The 16,872-nt window shown below is 67.9% G+C and carries 14 protein-coding genes and 1 pseudogene; 10 read left to right on the top strand and 5 right to left on the bottom strand.

Translation table 11 applies throughout. The annotated features are described in order from the left end of the window. The 5 genes and pseudogenes from B551_RS26790 to B551_RS23500 all read left to right on the top strand — a co-directional run. Nucleotides 1-532, top strand: a pseudogene (locus B551_RS26790) (flagellin); the annotation flags it as partial. Between the two features lie 175 nt (nucleotides 533-707). Further along, nucleotides 708-2,120, top strand: a complete 1,413-nt coding sequence (locus B551_RS23485; protein ID WP_006578742.1) for a hypothetical protein — start codon at nucleotides 708-710, stop codon at nucleotides 2,118-2,120. Nucleotides 2,121-2,337: 217 nt separating this feature from the next. Continuing rightward, entirely contained in the window at nucleotides 2,338-2,850 is a 513-nt protein-coding gene (locus tag B551_RS23490) for a hypothetical protein (RefSeq protein WP_006578743.1), read from the top strand. Nucleotides 2,851-3,019: 169 nt separating this feature from the next. Then, entirely contained in the window at nucleotides 3,020-3,943 is a 924-nt protein-coding gene (gcvA, locus tag B551_RS23495) for a transcriptional regulator GcvA (RefSeq protein ID WP_006578744.1), read from the top strand. Nucleotides 3,944-3,972: 29 nt separating this feature from the next. Continuing rightward, the gene (locus tag B551_RS23500; RefSeq protein WP_023265137.1) at nucleotides 3,973-4,755 is read left to right on the top strand and encodes an SDR family oxidoreductase; all 783 of its coding nucleotides are present in this window, start codon (nucleotides 3,973-3,975) and stop codon (nucleotides 4,753-4,755) included. Here the strand turns inward: B551_RS23500 and B551_RS23505 are convergent. Beyond that, nucleotides 4,746-5,672: a LysR family transcriptional regulator gene (locus B551_RS23505; protein WP_006578746.1), complete on the bottom strand. Its 927-nt coding sequence runs from the start codon at nucleotides 5,670-5,672 to the stop codon at nucleotides 4,746-4,748. The two genes, B551_RS23500 and B551_RS23505, sit on opposite strands and share 10 nt — an antisense overlap. Before the next feature lie 180 nt (nucleotides 5,673-5,852). Here B551_RS23505 and B551_RS23510 point away from each other — a divergent pair, with 180 nt between their 5' ends. From B551_RS23510 to B551_RS23525, 4 genes are all read left to right on the top strand, one after another. Beyond that, nucleotides 5,853-7,217, top strand: coding sequence for an acyclic terpene utilization AtuA family protein (locus tag B551_RS23510; RefSeq protein WP_006578747.1), 1,365 nt, complete (start codon nucleotides 5,853-5,855; stop codon nucleotides 7,215-7,217). Between the two features lie 8 nt (nucleotides 7,218-7,225). Beyond that, nucleotides 7,226-7,567: a hypothetical protein gene (locus tag B551_RS23515; protein WP_043442497.1), complete on the top strand. Its 342-nt coding sequence runs from the start codon at nucleotides 7,226-7,228 to the stop codon at nucleotides 7,565-7,567. A gap of 57 nt (nucleotides 7,568-7,624) precedes the next feature. Beyond that, nucleotides 7,625-8,647 carry a tripartite tricarboxylate transporter substrate binding protein gene (locus B551_RS23520; protein ID WP_006578749.1) on the top strand — a complete coding sequence of 341 codons (1,023 nt, stop codon included), beginning with the start codon at nucleotides 7,625-7,627 and terminating at the stop codon, nucleotides 8,645-8,647. A gap of 139 nt (nucleotides 8,648-8,786) precedes the next feature. Then, nucleotides 8,787-10,277, top strand: a complete 1,491-nt coding sequence (locus B551_RS23525) for an AMP nucleosidase (RefSeq protein ID WP_006578750.1) — start codon at nucleotides 8,787-8,789, stop codon at nucleotides 10,275-10,277. A gap of 192 nt (nucleotides 10,278-10,469) precedes the next feature. On the opposite strand, the gene leuA is transcribed toward B551_RS23525, so the two are convergent. Continuing rightward, nucleotides 10,470-12,155 (bottom strand): 2-isopropylmalate synthase, encoded by a 1,686-nt coding sequence (leuA, locus tag B551_RS23530; protein WP_006578751.1) that lies wholly within the window; start codon nucleotides 12,153-12,155, stop codon nucleotides 10,470-10,472. An 823-nt stretch (nucleotides 12,156-12,978) separates the two neighbouring features. Between leuA and B551_RS23535 the strand changes: the two genes are divergently transcribed. Beyond that, nucleotides 12,979-14,187, top strand: coding sequence for a hypothetical protein (locus B551_RS23535; protein WP_253281411.1), 1,209 nt, complete (start codon nucleotides 12,979-12,981; stop codon nucleotides 14,185-14,187). Between the two features lie 126 nt (nucleotides 14,188-14,313). Here B551_RS23535 and B551_RS23540 read toward each other — a convergent pair whose 3' ends face one another. The 3 genes from B551_RS23540 to B551_RS23550 form a co-directional block, all read right to left on the bottom strand. Then, nucleotides 14,314-14,982, bottom strand: a complete 669-nt coding sequence (locus B551_RS23540; RefSeq protein WP_172682495.1) for an OmpW family outer membrane protein — start codon at nucleotides 14,980-14,982, stop codon at nucleotides 14,314-14,316. Between the two features lie 229 nt (nucleotides 14,983-15,211). Continuing rightward, nucleotides 15,212-15,544 (bottom strand): DUF6587 family protein, encoded by a 333-nt coding sequence (locus B551_RS23545; RefSeq protein WP_006578754.1) that lies wholly within the window; start codon nucleotides 15,542-15,544, stop codon nucleotides 15,212-15,214. A 17-nt stretch (nucleotides 15,545-15,561) separates the two neighbouring features. Continuing rightward, a partial coding sequence (locus B551_RS23550; protein ID WP_023265140.1) for a ferrous iron transporter B occupies nucleotides 15,562-16,872 on the bottom strand: 1,311 nt, incomplete at its 5' end.

Genomic DNA, 16,872 nt, shown 5'->3' on the forward strand with positions numbered 1-16,872 from the left:
ATCGACCAGCCTCGTCATTCCGGACGTCAGCCGTATCACGTCCGAACAGGCAGGGCGGCTTGCCGCCGCGCTGCAGAGCGCCGCCAATGCAGGCTCGGTCGCGGCCAATGCGCTGGGCCAGGCGGGGCAGGGCACGTCGACGCCGGGCAGCGGCAGCGCCAGTTCGTCGGCCAGCGCTGGGCAGTCCGGCACGGCGACGTCGACGCCGGGCACCGCCACCGTGGCGGCGCCATCGCCCACACCACCTTCCGGGGCGACCACGATGCCGGCGCCGGCGGTGATCGCCACCGCGACCGGTTCGGTCACCACCAACGGCCTGCTCAATCTGATCCAGAACGGGCCGGGCAACAGCTTCAACGCGGGCGCGCTGGCGGGCACGGCGGCGACCGTGATCCAGAACTCGCTCAACAACCAGTCGATCCAGAGCCTGTTGACCATCGATGCGGGCGTGAACACCTTGCAGGCGTTCCGCGCGGGGGTCGCCGGCGCGGCATTGAACAGCGCCCTGCAACGGGCGGCGAGCATGCGGTAGAGCCAGGTCGCATACGGGACCACACGGACCACTCGAGACCACACGAAGACCACATCGAAGCAGGCAGAAGCAACGGATGCACGCGGTCGCATCCGGAAACACAGGGGTGCATCGCAACAACGCAAAGCAGGCCGCGGACTCCTGAACCAGTCCGCCATCCGGGGGGAGGAGAGTCATGAGAAAAAGGTCGATGCAGGGCATCCGGCAGGCGGGATGCTCGACCTTGCTTTTGCTGGGGGGATTGGCGCACGCGCAGAATCTGCCCGACAACGGACCGACGGCTGCCCAGCTCGAGGCCCTGAAACGCGAGGTCGCCGAACAGGCCGCCGTGCTCGACGCGATGAAACGCTCGATGGCCCAGCAAGAGGCCACGATCCGCGAGCTGCGCAGCATCGTCGGCGTGGATGCGCTCGCCAACAAGCGCGGCGGACAGCGCGGCGGCGTGACCGGCGGTGACATTGCCACCGGGGCGGCGACGGCGCCCGCGGCGGCCAGCGGCAATACCGGCCTGCCGAATACGCGCAACGTGCCGGTCAATCAGGCACAGGCCCCGGCACAGGCTCCCGCCAACGGCAGCACCACGGTCGCGCAGGCGCAGGAGCCGGTCGGCCGGCCGCCGGAGCGCGACACGCGTCCGCCGGAAATCGCGCCGATCTTCGATCAGCCCGGCGTGCTGACGCCGCCCGGCCGGCTGGTCGTCGAGCCGGCGTTCCAGTACGGCTACTCGTCGAACAACCGGGTGGCGCTGGTCGGCTACACGGTGATTCCGGCGATCCTGATCGGCCTGATCGATGTGCGCGAGGTCAAGACCTCGACCTATGTCGCCTCGGTCGCGTTCCGCTACGGCATCACCAAGCGGCTCGAGATCGAAGCCAAGGTTCCGTACGTGCATAGCTCGGGCTCCACCATCAGCCGGGAAGTCTTCACCGGCACCGCGGTCGACAACGTCTTCAATTCGAGCGGCAGCGGGCTCGGCGATGTCGAGGCGACGCTGCGCTATCAGCTGAACTACGGCAACGACCGCATGCCGTATTTCGTCGGCTGGCTGCGCTACAAGTCCAATACCGGCAAGAGCCCGTTCGACGTGGTCACCGATTGCGTGCAGCGCTGCATCGGCAATACGACGGGTACCGGGCTGCCGCTGGGCATGCCGACCGGCACCGGCTTCCACGCGATCCAGCCGGGCATCACGTGGCTGCTGCCGACCGATCCTGCGGTGTTCTTCGGCACCTTCAGCTATCTGCACAACTTCGGCCGCGACAACGTCAGCCGTACCGTGCTGAACGGCCAGAAGGAGCCCTTGGGCAAGATCGAGCCGGGCGATATCTTCGGCTTCAACTTCGGCATGGGCCTGGCGCTGAACGAACGCGCGTCCTTCAGCATCGGCTACGACCAGAGCATCATCTGGCCGACCAAGCAGAACGGCCAGACCGTGCCCGGCTCGGTGCGGATCACGCAGGGCTCGTTGCTGGTCGGCTATTCGTACCGCTTCAGCGACCGCTATACGCTCAATATCTCGGTCGGCGCGGGGCTGACGCGCGATACGCCCGACCTGCAGGTCAACGTGCGGCTGCCGATCACGTTCTGAGCGGTTCCCATCCCGGCGTCATCGCCGTCACGTCGGACAGCCGCCGGCGTGACGGCTACGTGGCGCCGCGCCGGCACGGTGCGGTGCATCCCACGAGCGCGCTTGCGATTCCCTGCCTGGTGGCGTACAAAAGTAAAACCCGCCCAGCTGGCGGATTCTGCCGCCACCTGCCAGCCTCGGCAGCCCACGGACGGGACCTCGCTCGGAGGAATCCGTCATGCGCAAACGCATCTACTGGTTATTGCCCGACGTCGTCAGCGCTCGGCGCACCATGGACGATTTGCTGATCAATCGCGTCGAACACCGGCACATCCACTTCATTGCCCGCGACGGCATGGACATGACCGGCCTGCATGAGGCCAATCTGTTCCAGACCTCCGATATCGTTCACGCCGCCGAGATGGGTTTGATGATCGGCGGCGCGGTCGGCGTGGTCGCCGGCGTGGTGGTGGCGATGTTCCCTATCGTCGGCGATACCCCGCAATGGGGCCTGGTTGGCGTGCTGGCCGTGCTCGGCGCGGTGTTCGGTGCCTGGGCCTCCAGCATGATCGGCAGCTCGGCGCCCAACAGCCGGCTCAAGCCCTTCGAGGCCGATATCGCCGAGGGCAAGATCCTGCTGATCGTCGATGTGCCGCGCGGCCGTTGCGAGGAAATCGAAACCCTGCTGCGCAGCTCGCATCCGGAAGCCCGCTTCGCGGGGATGGACCCGGCGGTGCCGGCGTTCCCCTGATTCCGGCGCGCTGCATCGCATCGACGATCCGACGGTACGTGGTGCACCGGGGGCGCTGGTGCACCACGTTCCCTCTCCGCGCGCCAGTCCGGCGCGATTCCCTGTGCATTGACCCCCCGCCGGGAAACCGGTAGCTTCCGTGCGACCCTTCCATCTCGCCTGAAGATCGATGAATCGCATGCTGCCGGGCACGCGCGCCCTCCGGACCTTTGAAGCGGCGGCGCGGCACCTGAATTTCACGCGAGCGGCCGACGAGGTCGGCCTGACCCCCGCGGCGGTCAGCTACCAGATCAAGGAAATCGAGGAACAGCTCGGCATCACGCTGTTTACGCGCACCAGCCGCAGCATCCAGCTGACGCCGGCCGGCGCGGTCCTTTACGAGGCGACCGCCGAGGCGCTCGACAACCTGCGCCGCGCCACCGCGCGCGCCCGGCGCATGGCGCGAGGCGCTGCGCATCTGCGGATATCGCTGGAGGCGCGCTTCGCTTCCAACTGGTTGCTGCCCCGGCTGCCGCAATTCCGCGCGGCCAATCCCGGCCTGGAGCTGACCTTCGATATCAGCGAGCAGGTCCGCGATTTCGAGGCCGACGACATCGACGTCGCGATCCGTTTCGGCGCCGGCCGATATGAAGGTGCACGCGCCGAGCGCCTGTTCGGCACAGTGGTGGTACCGATCTGCAGCCCGGGCCTGCTGGAATCGGGCCCGCCGCTGCGCGAGCCCCGCGATCTGCTGCACCACACGCTGTGCCACGTCGACTGCCGCACCGATGGCATCGTCTGGCCCGACTGGCCGATGTGGATGGCGGCGGCCGGCATCGACGACTTCGACGACAGCCGCTGCATGGCCTTCGCCGATTCCACGCACGTCGTGCAGGCCGTGCTGGACAGCGGCGCGGTCGGCCTCGTCGAACTGCCGATGATCGCCAACGACCTCGCCGCGGGCCGGCTGGTCAGGGTGTTCGATATCGGGGTCAGCGTGGCGCAGGACTATGGCTACCACCTGGTCTATCCGGAAAGCAGCAGCGAAGATCCGCGGGTGGTAGCGTTTCGCGACTGGCTGATCGAACAAACCAGACAGGCGCCCCAGCGATAAGCCGGGCGCCCTGCGGTATATTCCCCCGCATGTCCGCGCATACCTCTTCCCATCCCCCGGCCCATCCCTTCTCCCTGACGGACCGCGTGGCGCTCGTCACCGGTGGCGCGCAGGGCCTTGGATTGGCCATTGCAAAAGGCCTGATCGATGCCGGTGCCACCGTGCTGGTCGTTGCGCGCAGTGCGCAGCGTGTCGAGCAGGCCGTGGCCGCGCTCGGAGCGGGCGCGCATCCGCTGGTGCTCGACATCACCGACGAGGCCTCGGTCGCGCAGGCGTTCGACCGCATCGACGGGCAATACGGCCGGCTCGACATCCTGGTGAACAACGCCGGCGCGCGCAATCGGCAGACCATGGCCGAGCTCGATACCGGCGATCTGCGCGCCATGATGGAGACCAACCTGGTCGCGCCGTACAACCTGTGCCGCCATGCCGCGATGCGCATGCGCCGCGGCGGTTATGGGCGCATCATCAATGTCAGCTCGATCGCGGGGCAGGTCGCGCGCGGCGACGACGTGCTGTACCCCGCGACCAAGGGCGCGCTCGATGCGCTGACGCGCTCGCTATCCGCGGACCTGGGGCGCGATGGCATCACCGTCAACGCGATTGCGCCGGGGTTCTTCGCTACCGAGCCGAACCAGCCGATGGTCGGCGATGCCGGCGTCAAGGACTGGCTGCAGCGCCGTACCTCGCTGGGCCGCTGGGGACAGCCGGACGAAATCGCGGGCGCCGCGGTGTTCCTCGCCTCGCCGGCGGCGTCCTATATCACCGGCCACGTCCTTGCCGTCGACGGCGGCTATCTCGCTCACTTCTGAGGCGTCCGCCGCTCGGCATCCTGCGCGCCGCGCCGCTTGCGGAAGTGCGCGTACACGTAGTCGAGCATCGCGCTGGCCGCGGCCGAATCGCCGCGATCGCGCAGCCGTACCAGGCAGATGTCGCGCACCAGCGATTCGAGCCGCAGCGGCCGGATCGCCAGATTGGGCAGCTGGAACTGGAACAGGGCGAGCGACGGCACCACGGTGACGCCCAGCCCGGCGGCCACCAGCCCTGCCACGGTGGCCAGGTGCTCGACCTCCATCACGCCATTGAGCCGCGTCGGATGCAGCGCGGCGTCCAGATGCTGCCGCACGCTGCTGGTCCGCGACAGATGGATGAACGGCAGGCCGGCCAGCGCCGAAGGCGCGATGCTGCGGCGCGACGCCAGCGGATGATCCGCCGGGCAGACTACGTGAAAGGAGTCCGCCACCAGCGGCTCGATCTTCAGATCGGCATCCTGGCCGGGCGCCGGCGCCAGCGCGAAGTCGACGCGGCCGCGCCGTACCAGATCGATGCAGCCGTCGGCCAGCACATCGTGCAGCGCCAGAGCGATGCCCGGGTAGCGAGCGCGGAACGCGGCGAGCACCGGCGGCAGGTCGCCCGCGGCGATCGACGGCAACGCGGCGATCGCGACCCGTCCCTTGCGGCGTTCGGCATGGTCGCGCAGGTCGGCAAAGGCGTCCTCGAAATCCCCCAGCAGCCGCTCGGCCACCTCCTCGAAGCGGCGGCCCTCGGCACTGAGCTCGACAAACCGCGTGGTGCGCTCGAACAAGCGGGCGCCCGCCTGCTCCTCCAGCGTGCGGATCAGCGCGCTGAAGGCCGACTGCGACAGATGGCAGGCCTGCGCCGCGCGCGTGAAATTGCGCTGCTGGGCCAGCGCGACGAAGGCGCGCAGATGCTTGACGGACAGGTTCATGGCGGCGGGCGGGATCGGGAATGCGCGGGATGGCGACCTGGATTGATCGAACAGACCGCTAGATTAATCCAAATAATCCGTTTTTCCGAATTCGACGTCATGCCTAGAATGCCGTGACCGGCTGCGCGCAAGCGCCGCCTCCCTTTTTTTGACTGTCGTCCCGCTGATATCGCGCCCGCCATGGTTTCTCCGCTCTCGATCGGCTCCGGTGCCGGCTTCTCCGGCGATCGCATCGACGCCGCGCTGCCCGTGGTGCGCACGCTGATCGCCGACGGCGGCCCCGCCGCGCTGATCTTCGAGACGCTGGCCGAGCGCACGCTGGCGCTGGCCCATCTGGCCCGGCGCGCCGATCCCGAACGCGGCTATGAGCCGCTGCTCGACGCGCTGCTGACCCCAGTGCTGGGCCTTTGCCTGGCGCACGGCATTCCGATCATCGGCAATTTCGGTGCGGCCAATCCGCACGGCGCCGCGCGCCGCGTGCAGGCGCTGGCGGCCGAACTGGGACTGCCCCGGCCGCGCGTCGCCGTGGTCCAGGGCGACGATCTGTCGGGCGAAGCCGGCCGTACGCTGCTGTCCGGCATTCTTGGCCAGGCCTTTCCCGAGCGCCGCTTCGTCTGCGCCAACGCCTATATCGGCGCGCAAGGCATCGCCGATGCGCTGGCCGCCGGCGCGCAGGTGGTGGTGTGCGGCCGCGTCGCCGACCCGGCGCTGGCGGTCGGCCCGGCGATGGCGCATTTCAACTGGTCCTGGCAGGACTGGGACCGCCTCGCGCGCGCGACCATGGCCGGCCATCTGCTGGAATGCGGGGCGCAGGTGACCGGCGGCTACTTTGCCGATCCCGGCATCAAGGATGTGCCCGACGTCCATGCGCTGGGCTATCCGATCGTGCGGCTGGACAGCGATGGCGGCATCGAGGTAGGCAAGGCGGCCGGCACCGGCGGCTGCGTCGATCTGCGGACCGTCAAGGAGCAGCTGCTGTACGAGGTGCACGATCCCGCCGCCTATCTGACGCCCGACGTGGTCGCCGACATCGGCGCGGTTACCGTCGAGCAGCTGGGCCCTGACCGCGTGGCGGTGCGCAATATCCGCGGCCATGCGCGTCCCCAGCGACTGAAGGCCAACCTGTTCCACGAGGGCGGCTGGATCGCCGAAGGGGAGATCTCCTACGCCGGTCCGAACGCCGCGGCGCGCGCGCGGCTGGCCGGTGACATCGTGCGCAAGCGGATGGCGATGCTCGGCCACGCTGTGCCGGTGCGGCTCGACCTGATCGGCGTGCTCAGCGTGCTGGCCGACGATGGCGGCGCATGGCTCGCCGCATCGCAACCGAACGAAACGCATAGCCAGGACGTGCGGCTGCGCGCCGCGCTGGCGCACGAGGACAAGGCCGTTGCCGAGGCGCTGCTGCGCGAGGTCAACGCGCTGTACTGCTGCGGGCCTGCCGGCGGCGGCGGCGTGCGCACGGCGCTGCGTCCGCGGCTGAACGCGATGTCCTGCCTGGTGCCGCGCGAAGCGGTGTCGCCGCGCTACACGATGATCGAAGGCTGACCATGACCATGCCCGACACCATTGCGCTCTATCGACTGGCCCACGCCCGCACCGGCGACAAGGGCGACCGCTCGAACATCAGCGTGATCGCCTACGACGAAAGCGATTTCCCGCATCTGCTGCAGCACGTGACCGAGGACGCGGTGCGCGAGCTGTTTCGCCATCGCGATCCCGCCGCGGTGACGCGCTACGTCGTGCCATCGCTGCACGCGATGAACTTCGTGCTCGACGGCGTGCTGGACGGCGGCGTCAACGATGCGCTCAATCTCGACGCGCACGGCAAGGCGTTGTCCTTCCTGCTGCTGCAGCTGGAGATTCCGTTGCCGCCGCGATTGCGCGCGGGCGGCTGATCGGCGCCGCGCATCGGCACATTCCGACCTCATAAAACACCCAGAGGAGACCACACCATGCCATCCCGATTCTTCCCCGCCGCCGTGCGAACGCAACCGGCGCCGCGCCTGAAGACGCTGCTGCCGGCGCTGGCCGCACTGACGGCATTCGCCGCACTGGCGCTGCCGTCCGCACCGGCGCGCGCCGAATTCCCCGACAAGCCGGTCCGCTTCGTCGTGCCGTTCGCGGCCGGCAGCGCCACCGACCAACTGGCCCGCGCGATCGGCCAGGCCATGACCACCGACGCCAAGGTCACCGTGGTGGTCGACAACAAGCCCGGCGCCAACGGCTTCATCGCGGCCTCCGACGTCGCCAAGGCCGCGCCAGACGGCTATACGGTGCTGATCACGACCAACACCACGCACGCGGCCAACGAACACCTGTTCAAGAAGCTGCCCTACGATCCGGTCAAGGACTTCACGCCGATCACCGCGCTGGGCAAGGGCGGGCAGATCATGGTCGTCAATCCGCAATTGCCGGTGAAGACCGTGGGCGAGTTCATCGCGCTGGCCAGGCAGCAGCCGGGCAAGCTGAGCTTCGGCAGCGGCAGCTCGTCGTCGCGCATCGCCGGCGAACTGTTCCAGCAGATGGCGAACGTCCAGCTGCTGCACGTGCCCTACAAGAGCAATCCGCTGGCGGTGACCGACCTGCTCGGCAACCAGATCCAGATGATGATCACCGATACCGCGACCGGCCTGCCGCAGGTCAAGAGCGGCAAGCTCCGGGCGCTCGGCGTGTCGGGCAAGACCCGCTCGCCGCTGGCCCCCGACGTGCCGACCATCGACGAAGCCGGGGTCAAGGGCTACGAGATGAGCTACTGGTTCGCGGCGTACACCCCGGCCGGCACCCCGCAGCCGGTGGTGGCGAAGCTGAACGACTTGCTGGTCAAGGCGGCGCGCAGCCAGACCGCGAGCAACTTCTATCGCAGCACCGGCACCGAGATCTTCACCAGCACGCCGGCCGAACTGGCGGCCTTCCAGCAGCAGGAATCCGCCAAATGGGGGCGCATCATCCGCGCCGCCAACATCCAGCCGGAGTGAGCACGGGTAGTCGTCCCCGCGCAAGCGGGGACCCAGCGTCTTGCAAGAGACGCTGGATTCCCGCATTCGCGGGAACGACGTGGCGACCGTTTCCCGAGTAGCCAGTACGGTCGTGTGCCGGGCCCGTGCGGGCCGGAGTATGATCGTCGCCATGCAAGCCTCGATCTTCTCTTCCGCCCATCCGGCCGACCAGCTGGCCGAGTTTACGGACCCCGAAGCCGCGCTGGCGCGCATCGGCGAGATCTACGACAACGCGGTCGGCGCGGTGCGCGCGCGATTCGATGCCTTCGCCCGAGGCGAGCCGCTGCCTTCGGCGGCGCATGCCTGTTATCCCTATCTGGGCATCTCGGTCAATATCGAGACGATGGTCACCGACAGCCGGCCGTCGTGGGGCACGGTGGCGTATCCCGGCGTTTATGGCACCACCGTGACACGGCCGGATCTGTTTGCGGACTACTACCGCGATCAGATCGAACGGCTGATGCGCTATCACCGCGTGCCGGTGGTGGTAGGCACCAGCCGGCGTCCGATTCCGCTGCCCTTCGTGATCGAGGCCTCGACCACCGACATCAGCTACACGCAGGCGCGCGAGCTCGAGGCCTCGTTCGTGCTGCCCGAGCTGAGCCGCATCGACGACGGGATTGCGAATGGCACCTACGAGCCGGTGCCCGGCGAGGCCTGGCCGCTGTCGCTGTTTCCCGCCGAGCGCGTCGATCTGGCGCTGCAGCGGCTGTACCACTACACCGGCACGGCGCCGCAGCACTTCCAGCGCTTCGTGCTGTTCACCAACTACCAGCGCTATGTCGACGAATTCGTCGCGCTCGGCCGCTCGCTGATGAGCGGCGCCGATGGCGACGAGTACGTCCGCTTCGTCGAGCCGGGCGACATCGTGCAGAACCATGGCGAGGCCGAGCCCGATCTCGCGCTGTATCCGCGCGCGCTGCCGCAGATGCCGGCCTATCACCTGGTGCGCGAGGACCGGCTTGGGGTCACGCTGGTCAATATCGGCGTCGGCCCGTCCAACGCGAAGACGATGACCGACCACCTGGCGGTGCTGCGCCCGCATTGCTGGCTGATGGTCGGGCATTGCGGTGGCCTGCGCCGCTCGCAGCAGCTTGGCGACTACGTGCTGGCGCACGCCTATGTGCGCGACGACCACGTGCTGGACCAGGACCTGCCGCCGTGGGTACCGGTGCCGCCGATCGCCGAGATCCAGGTCGCGCTGCAGGAAGCGGTGGCGCGCGTGACCGGGCTGTCCGGCAACGAGATGAAGACGCGGATGCGCACCGGCACCGTGGTCTCGACCGATGACCGTAACTGGGAGCTGAAATCCAAGACGCTGTACGCGCGCTTCAACCAGTCGCGCGCCATTGCGATCGACATGGAGAGCGCGACGGTGGCGGCCAACGGCTTCCGGCTGCGCGTGCCCTACGGCACGCTGCTGTGCGTCTCGGACAAGCCGCTGCATGGCGAACTGAAGCTGCGCGGCATGGCCAACGCCTTCTATCGCCAGCGCGTCAGCCAGCATATGACGATCGGTCTCGAAGCGATCCGCATCCTGCGCGAGAACGGCGTCGAGGCGTTGCACTCGCGCAAGCTGCGCAGCTTCGACGAGCCGGCGTTCCGGTAAACCGCGACAACACTGGTCAACCGAGTGTTTCCCGTCTCCCGCTTGCGGGAGAGGGGTAGGGGAGAGGGCAAAGAGCGCTCGCAAACCTGAAGCGGTATTGCCAGCGCGAAAGGCTTTCCCTCTCCCCCAGCCCCTCTCCCGCAAACGGGAGAGGGGCGCAGACCAACGGTGTCGCAAAGGCCAAAGCGTACGTCAAGCCGCCTGCTGCTGCGAACCCCGCTGCGCCGCCTCCGCCTGCAAATGCCGGTTGACACCGGACACCACCGCCTTCAGCGACGCCGTCACCAGGTTCGCATCGATGCCCGCACCGAAGCCGGTCGCCGATTCTCCCACCCGTACCTCGACATAGCAGGCCGCGCGTGCATCGGCGCCGGACGATTGCGCATGCTCGTGATAGTCCATCACGCGCACCGGCATGCCCAGCGCGCGCACGAAGGCGTCGATCGGACCGTTGCCCTTGCCGCGCACCACGCGCGTGGCGCCATCCTGCACCAGCGTCGCCTCCACCTCGACCTGATCGTCCTGGCCCGACATCATTCGATGCGACACATAGCGCAGCGGCGCATCGGCCTCCAGATACTCGCGGCGGAACAGCGCGAACAGATCGTCGGCGCTGGCCTCGGCCCCGGTCTCGTCGGTCATGCGCTGCACCGCGCGGCTGAATTCGATCTGCAGCCGGCGCGGCAGATAGAGCCCGTGCACCTGTTCGAGCAGATACGCCATGCCGCCCTTGCCGGACTGGCTGTTGACGCGGATCACCGCGTCGTAGCTGCGGCCCAGGTCCGCGGGATCGATCGGCAGATACGGCACCTCCCAGATCGCGTCCGCTTTCTGCTGCGCGAAGCCCTTGCGGATCGCATCCTGGTGCGATCCGGAGAACGCGGTGAACACCAGGTCGCCCGCATAGGGATGGCGCGGGTGCACCGGCAGCTGGTTGCAATGCTCGACGCACTGGCGCACCTCGTCGATATCGGAGAAGTCGAGCTGCGGATCGACGCCCTGCGTATAGAGGTTCAACGCCAGCGTGACCAGGTCGACGTTGCCGGTGCGCTCGCCGTTGCCGAACAGGCAGCCCTCGACGCGATCGGCGCCGGCCATCAACGCCAGTTCGGCCGCCGCCACCGCGGTGCCGCGATCGTTATGCGGATGGACCGACAGCACGATGTCGGCACGGCGCGCGAGATGGCGATGCATCCATTCGATCTGGTCGGCGAACACATTGGGCGTGCTGCACTCCACGGTGCTCGGCAGGTTCAGGATCATCGGCCGCGCCGCGCTCGGTTCCCAGATATCGGCGACCGCGTCGCTGACCTCGAGCGCGAAGTCGAGCTCGGTCATGCTGAAGGTCTCCGGCGAATACTCGTAGGTCCAGGCGGTGCCGGGAATCGCGTCGGTCAGTTCACGAATCAGCCGCGTGCCGGCCAACGCGATCTGCTTGACCTCGTCGCGGCTCGCACCGAACACGATGCGGCGAAACGCCGGCGCGATCGGGTTGTACAGATGCACGACCGCGCGCGGTGCGCCGCGCAGCGATTCGATCGTGCGGCGGATCAGGTCGTCGCGCGCCTGCGTCAGCACGACGATCGTCACATCATCGGGAATGCGGTCCTGCTCGATCAGCATGCGCACGAAGTCGAAATCGGTCTGCGATGCCGATGGGAACGCGACCTCGATCTGCTTCAGGCCGATCTTCACCAGCTGCTCGAAGAAGCGCAGCTTGCTCGCCACGCTCATCGGTTCGATCAGCGCCTGGTTGCCATCGCGCAGATCGGTGCTCATCCAGATCGGCGCGCGCGTGATGCGCTGGTTGGGCCAGCTGCGATCCGGCAGATCGACGGTGGCGGCGGGACGGTATTTGACGGCGGGGTTGCGCAGCATGAACGGGTCCTCCTCGCGAGGAATTCGCGATAGCAAGGGGAAAACGGGGCCGCATGGCGAGCGGACGGTCGGACGATCGGAGGGCCGAATACCGATCAGGACCGCAATCGAAATCGATAGCGGCGTGCCAATGCGAACGGAAAGGTGGCGACAGGCTGCCGAACTGCCACGGGGCGCTAGGCCCGGCAACCGATCGGTAGGTCTAGTTGTAGCGAGGAGAGCGCACGGACGAGCGCGGGGACCGAGCCGAAGCCGTCGATGGCGATCGCACGACGCACGCGCGCCGACGCGGCGATGCACAGGGCATCGGCGGCTTGGCGGTGGACGGTCGGCGCAACGGACATCGTGCTGGCTGGTGTGAGGGTGTCGAGAGTCGACGGTGTGGAAACGCGTGTAGCAGCGACAAAGCGTAGTGCATCGAGCGTCGACTCGTCAAGCGTGCATCCGTGCTTCCGCCGTGCGTCGTCACGCGGTGGCCTCGGCCAAATGAATGAGATCGCCAGAGCGACCTCGTACCTGAACGCGTGCTGCCACACGCAAACCGCGGCGGTGGTCCACCGCCTGGCCGGTACAGCGTGAGTTGCGTCGCGCCTAGCCTGAAGGGGGACATTGTCCCAGCCAACGGGGAGACATCATGATCGGAACGGGAACGGGATCGAAGCCGCTCGCCTGGGTCGCGGCGGCGCTGACGGCAATGGTATTGGCCGCGTGCGGTGGAGGCGGGGGCGGCGATGGTGCGGGGGCGAATCCGAGTTCAGGCTCGGGCTCCGGCAGCTCGTCAGGTCCAGGCTCCAACGGATCACCGACGACGGTCAGCTATACCGTGACACTCGGACAATCGGCGGGACAGGTAGGCGTGGGCCGCACGCTGACCCTTGCGGCCGTCGTCGTCGACAGCAACGGCAGGGACGTCACCGCCCAGGGCAGCTACGCGTGGACCTCGTCCGATCCCGCGGTCGCAACGGTGACACCAAGCGCCAACGTCGCCGGCGCCGCGGTCGTGACCGGCATCGCCGCGGGTACCGTCACCGTGCAGGTCGCCGCGACCATCAACGGTGCCGACGGCAAGGCGATCGCGCTGCCGGTGCAGGCCGCCACGATCACGGTCGCGGCCAGCCACAACTACAGCCTGGCGGTGTCGCATCCGCTACTGACCTTGGCCAATGGCGAAACGCGGCAGATCCGCGCCACGCTGCTCGATGGCGACGGCATCGATGTGTCCGCCGCCGTGCACGACTGGGCCTGGGCGAGTTCGGCTGCCGGCATCCAGCTGAGTGCAGATCGCGAGCGCGCGACGCTGCACGGCGTCAATCCGTCGACCAGCAGCACGGTCGAGGGCACGGTCACGGTCGGCGTGACGGCGCCTAATGGCGCCGCGTTGGCCGCGCGGATCGCGGTCGTCGTGCTGAAGAACGGCAGCTACGGCTACACGCTCGAGCTGCTGCGCAACGGCACGCCGATCGACGCGATCGCGATCCTGAACGGCTATCCGGCAACGCTGTCGGCGCGCGTGATGCGCAGCGACGGCACCGATGCGACCGCGCAGTTCGACGGCCAATGGTCGTACGCGAGCACCTCGCCGTCGCTGTCGGTCGTACAAACCGCAAGCGGGCGCGGCTTCACGTTGAATACCAGCCGTCCCAATGGCGCCGATCCGCTGCAGAGCCTGTTGAAAATCACCGCCACCAGCAAACAGCTCGACGCCACGCCGAGCGCCGGCCTGACGGTGACCGAGCAGCCGACCTGGGCGCTGGTCTACGACGGCCCGCAGCCGCTGCGTATCGCGACGATGCCGCCGCTGCCGATTCCGGTCACCGCGACCGTCAGGCATCGCGGCACCGCGCTGACCTTCGTCGAATGCGAGGCATGGGACTGGCAACAGTCAGGCAATATCGCCGTGACCCCGGCCACGCATCCGGGCCAGGTCGGCGTGACGCCGCTGACCCCTGGCGAGTTCTCGCTGACCGCGAGCTGCAGCGTCAGGCAAAGCGGGCAGCGATTGTCGGTGACGATCAACGGCAGCGCGATCTGAACACGTCGTTCCCGTGCAAGCGGCCCCAGCGTCTTTCAAAGTCACTGGGTCCCCGCCTGCGCGGGGACGACGTTGAGGTGTTCGGATACGCAGCGTACCCATTTCTGCGTGACCGCAGTCCGCCGCTCAGAACCGGTATCCGAGGCCAACGCTGAACAGCCACGGGTCGAGCTTGACCTCCGACACCTTGGCGCCGGCCGCCTTCACATCGCTGGACAGCCACACCTTCTTGATGTCCGCATTCAGGAACCAGTTGCGCGTCAGCCGGTAGTCCATGCCGATCTGCAGCGCGGGCGCGATGCTCCAGCGGTCCAGCGACAGCGTATTGCCGGCGATATCGGCGTCCCAGATCCGCGTGAAGTTGAGCCCCGCGCCGACATAGGGCCGCAACCTGGCGTGCGGGCGGAAGTGATACTGCAGCAGCAGCGTCGGCGGCAGATGCTTGAACGATCCGATCCGGTTGCCGTCGAGATAGACGTCCTGCTTCTGCGGAACGGTCAGCACCAGTTCCGCGGCGAGGCGCGGCGTGAAGAAGTAGGTGACATCCAGCTCGGGGATCCACTTGTTGTTGACGCCGATCCGGTCCGAGGCACCGGCGCCGCCGACGGGGTCGGACTTCTGTGCAAAGTCGAGATAGGTGCCGCGCAGGCGCACCATCCAGTTGCCTTCGGATTCGGTGCCGGATGGGTGGGCGGCGGCATCTGCCGCGCCGGCGTGCAGCGGGGTAAAGGCCATCATCGCGGCCGCCACGGCGGCCATTGCCAATCGGGTACGAGGAGATTGCATCGGGCTCATGTTGTTATCGACAGGACTGGGAAAGACCCCATGCCGAGTGTGCCGTTGCCGGCCTCTGACCCGTTTGACCTAAAGCAAAGGTCCATGCCGTCGTTCCCGCGCAGGGGGGAACCCGGCGTCTTTGAAAGCCACTGGGTCCCCGCATACGCGGGGACGACAGGGTTCCGGGCAAGAAAAAAGCCGGCAAAGCCGGCTTCGTCGAACTGCGGTGCCTGAGCCAGGATCGCGCCTAGCCCTTGCCCTGCGGTTTGCGCACGATGCGGATCGGTTTCTCCTGCGCGGCGGGCGCGGAGTTCGTCGTATTGCTCGACGTATTGCTGTCGCAGCTGTTGCAGCCGCCGCTGTCGCAGCCGGTGGCGCAACCCGATGCCACCGCCTGCGGCGCCAGCCGTGCCACCAGCCGCGCGCGCCATCCGCGTGCTTGCGCGCCGCCGAGGCTTGCCGCCAGCGCCGCCTTGACGCGCTCGCGCGTGCGCGGCATGTAGCGCGCCGCCACCGACAGCGCGCACACCAGCACGATCAGCGGCACCAGCACGGATTCGACGACGTGATAGAGCGACATGATGGCTTCCGAATGCCTTAGCTGAACAGCAGCGCCACGCGGTAGGTCACGAATGCCGCCAGATAGCCCAGGCCCGCCAGATACAGCGTGGAGGCCGCCATCACCTTCCACGAGTTCGTTTCACGGCGGATCACGGCCAGCGTCGAGATGCACTGCGGGGCGAACACGAACCACGCCAGCAGCGCCAGCGCGGTGGCCAGCGACCATTGCGCGGCGATCATCGGCGCGAGCTGCGCGGCCACGGTGTCCTCGCTGCCCGACAGCGCGTAGACGGTCGCCAGCGCGCCGACCGCGACCTCGCGCGCGGCCAGGCCCGGCACCAGCGCGATACAGATCTGCCAGTTGAAGCCGACCGGCGCGAACACCTTCTCCAGCGCATGGCCGATCATGCCGGCGAAGCTGTAGTCGATCGGCGGCAGCGTCGCGCCTTCGGGCGGGGACGGGAAGGTCGCCAGGAACCACAGCAGCACGGTGAGCGTCAGGATCACCTTGCCGACGCGCGACAGGAAGATGCGGGCGCGTTCCCACAAGCCGATCAGCACATCGCGCGGATTCGGAATGCGGTAGGCCGGCAGCTCCATCAGCAGCGGATGCTCGGTGCGGTCGCGGCGGAAGAACTTCAGCGCATAGGCGACCACCAGCGCGCTGACGATGCCGGCCACATAGAGCGCGAACAGCACCAGCCCCTGCAGGTTGAACACGCCCATCACCGTGTCCGCCGGAATGAAGGCGCCGATCAGCAGCGCATAGACCGGCAGCCGCGCCGAGCAGGTCATCAGCGGCGCGACCAGGATCGTGGTCAGCCGGTCGCGCGGGTCCTGGATCGTGCGGGTGGCCATGATGCCGGGAATCGCGCAGGCAAAGCTCGACAGCAGCGGGATAAACGACCGGCCCGACAGCCCGGCGCCCATCATCAGCCGGTCGAGCAGGAACGCCGCGCGCGGCAGATAGCCCGATTCTTCCAGCGTCAGGATGAACAGGAACAGGATCAGGATCTGCGGCAGGAACACCACCACGCTGCCCAGGCCGGCGATCAGGCCGTCGACGATCAGGCTGCGCAGCAGGCCATCGGGCAGCAGGCCGCCGACCAGTTCGCCGGCATAGGCCACGCCGCCCTCGATGCCTTCCATGATCGGCTCGGCCCACGAGAACACCGCCTGGAACATCAGGAACAGCAGCACGGCGAGGATCGCCAGGCCGAACACCGGATGCAGCACCACACGGTCGATACGGTCTTCGAGGCTGGCCGACGCGGTCGGCATCGCCACCGCGGCGTCGAGCAGCCGCTTGACCTCGGCATGGGTATCGAAATCGTCGGCCGGGGCCGG

The organism is Cupriavidus sp. HPC(L) (genome assembly GCF_000307735.3).
Lineage (GTDB): Bacteria > Pseudomonadota > Gammaproteobacteria > Burkholderiales > Burkholderiaceae > Cupriavidus.

Bases quoted from the DNA above. Each gene is read 5' to 3' on its own strand.
- B551_RS23485 (WP_006578742.1), top strand. From the start codon at position 708: ATGAGAAAAAGGTCGATGCAGGGCATCCGGCAGGCGGGATGCTCGACC.
- B551_RS23490 (WP_006578743.1), top strand. From the start codon at position 2,338: ATGCGCAAACGCATCTACTGGTTATTGCCCGACGTCGTCAGCGCTCGG.
- gcvA (WP_006578744.1), top strand. From the start codon at position 3,020: ATGAATCGCATGCTGCCGGGCACGCGCGCCCTCCGGACCTTTGAAGCG.
- B551_RS23500 (WP_023265137.1), top strand. From the start codon at position 3,973: ATGTCCGCGCATACCTCTTCCCATCCCCCGGCCCATCCCTTCTCCCTG.
- B551_RS23505 (WP_006578746.1), bottom strand. From the start codon at position 5,672: ATGAACCTGTCCGTCAAGCATCTGCGCGCCTTCGTCGCGCTGGCCCAG.
- B551_RS23510 (WP_006578747.1), top strand. From the start codon at position 5,853: ATGGTTTCTCCGCTCTCGATCGGCTCCGGTGCCGGCTTCTCCGGCGAT.
- B551_RS23515 (WP_043442497.1), top strand. From the start codon at position 7,226: ATGCCCGACACCATTGCGCTCTATCGACTGGCCCACGCCCGCACCGGC.
- B551_RS23520 (WP_006578749.1), top strand. From the start codon at position 7,625: ATGCCATCCCGATTCTTCCCCGCCGCCGTGCGAACGCAACCGGCGCCG.
- B551_RS23525 (WP_006578750.1), top strand. From the start codon at position 8,787: ATGATCGTCGCCATGCAAGCCTCGATCTTCTCTTCCGCCCATCCGGCC.
- leuA (WP_006578751.1), bottom strand. From the start codon at position 12,155: ATGCTGCGCAACCCCGCCGTCAAATACCGTCCCGCCGCCACCGTCGAT.
- B551_RS23540 (WP_172682495.1), bottom strand. From the start codon at position 14,982: ATGAGCCCGATGCAATCTCCTCGTACCCGATTGGCAATGGCCGCCGTG.
- B551_RS23545 (WP_006578754.1), bottom strand. From the start codon at position 15,544: ATGTCGCTCTATCACGTCGTCGAATCCGTGCTGGTGCCGCTGATCGTG.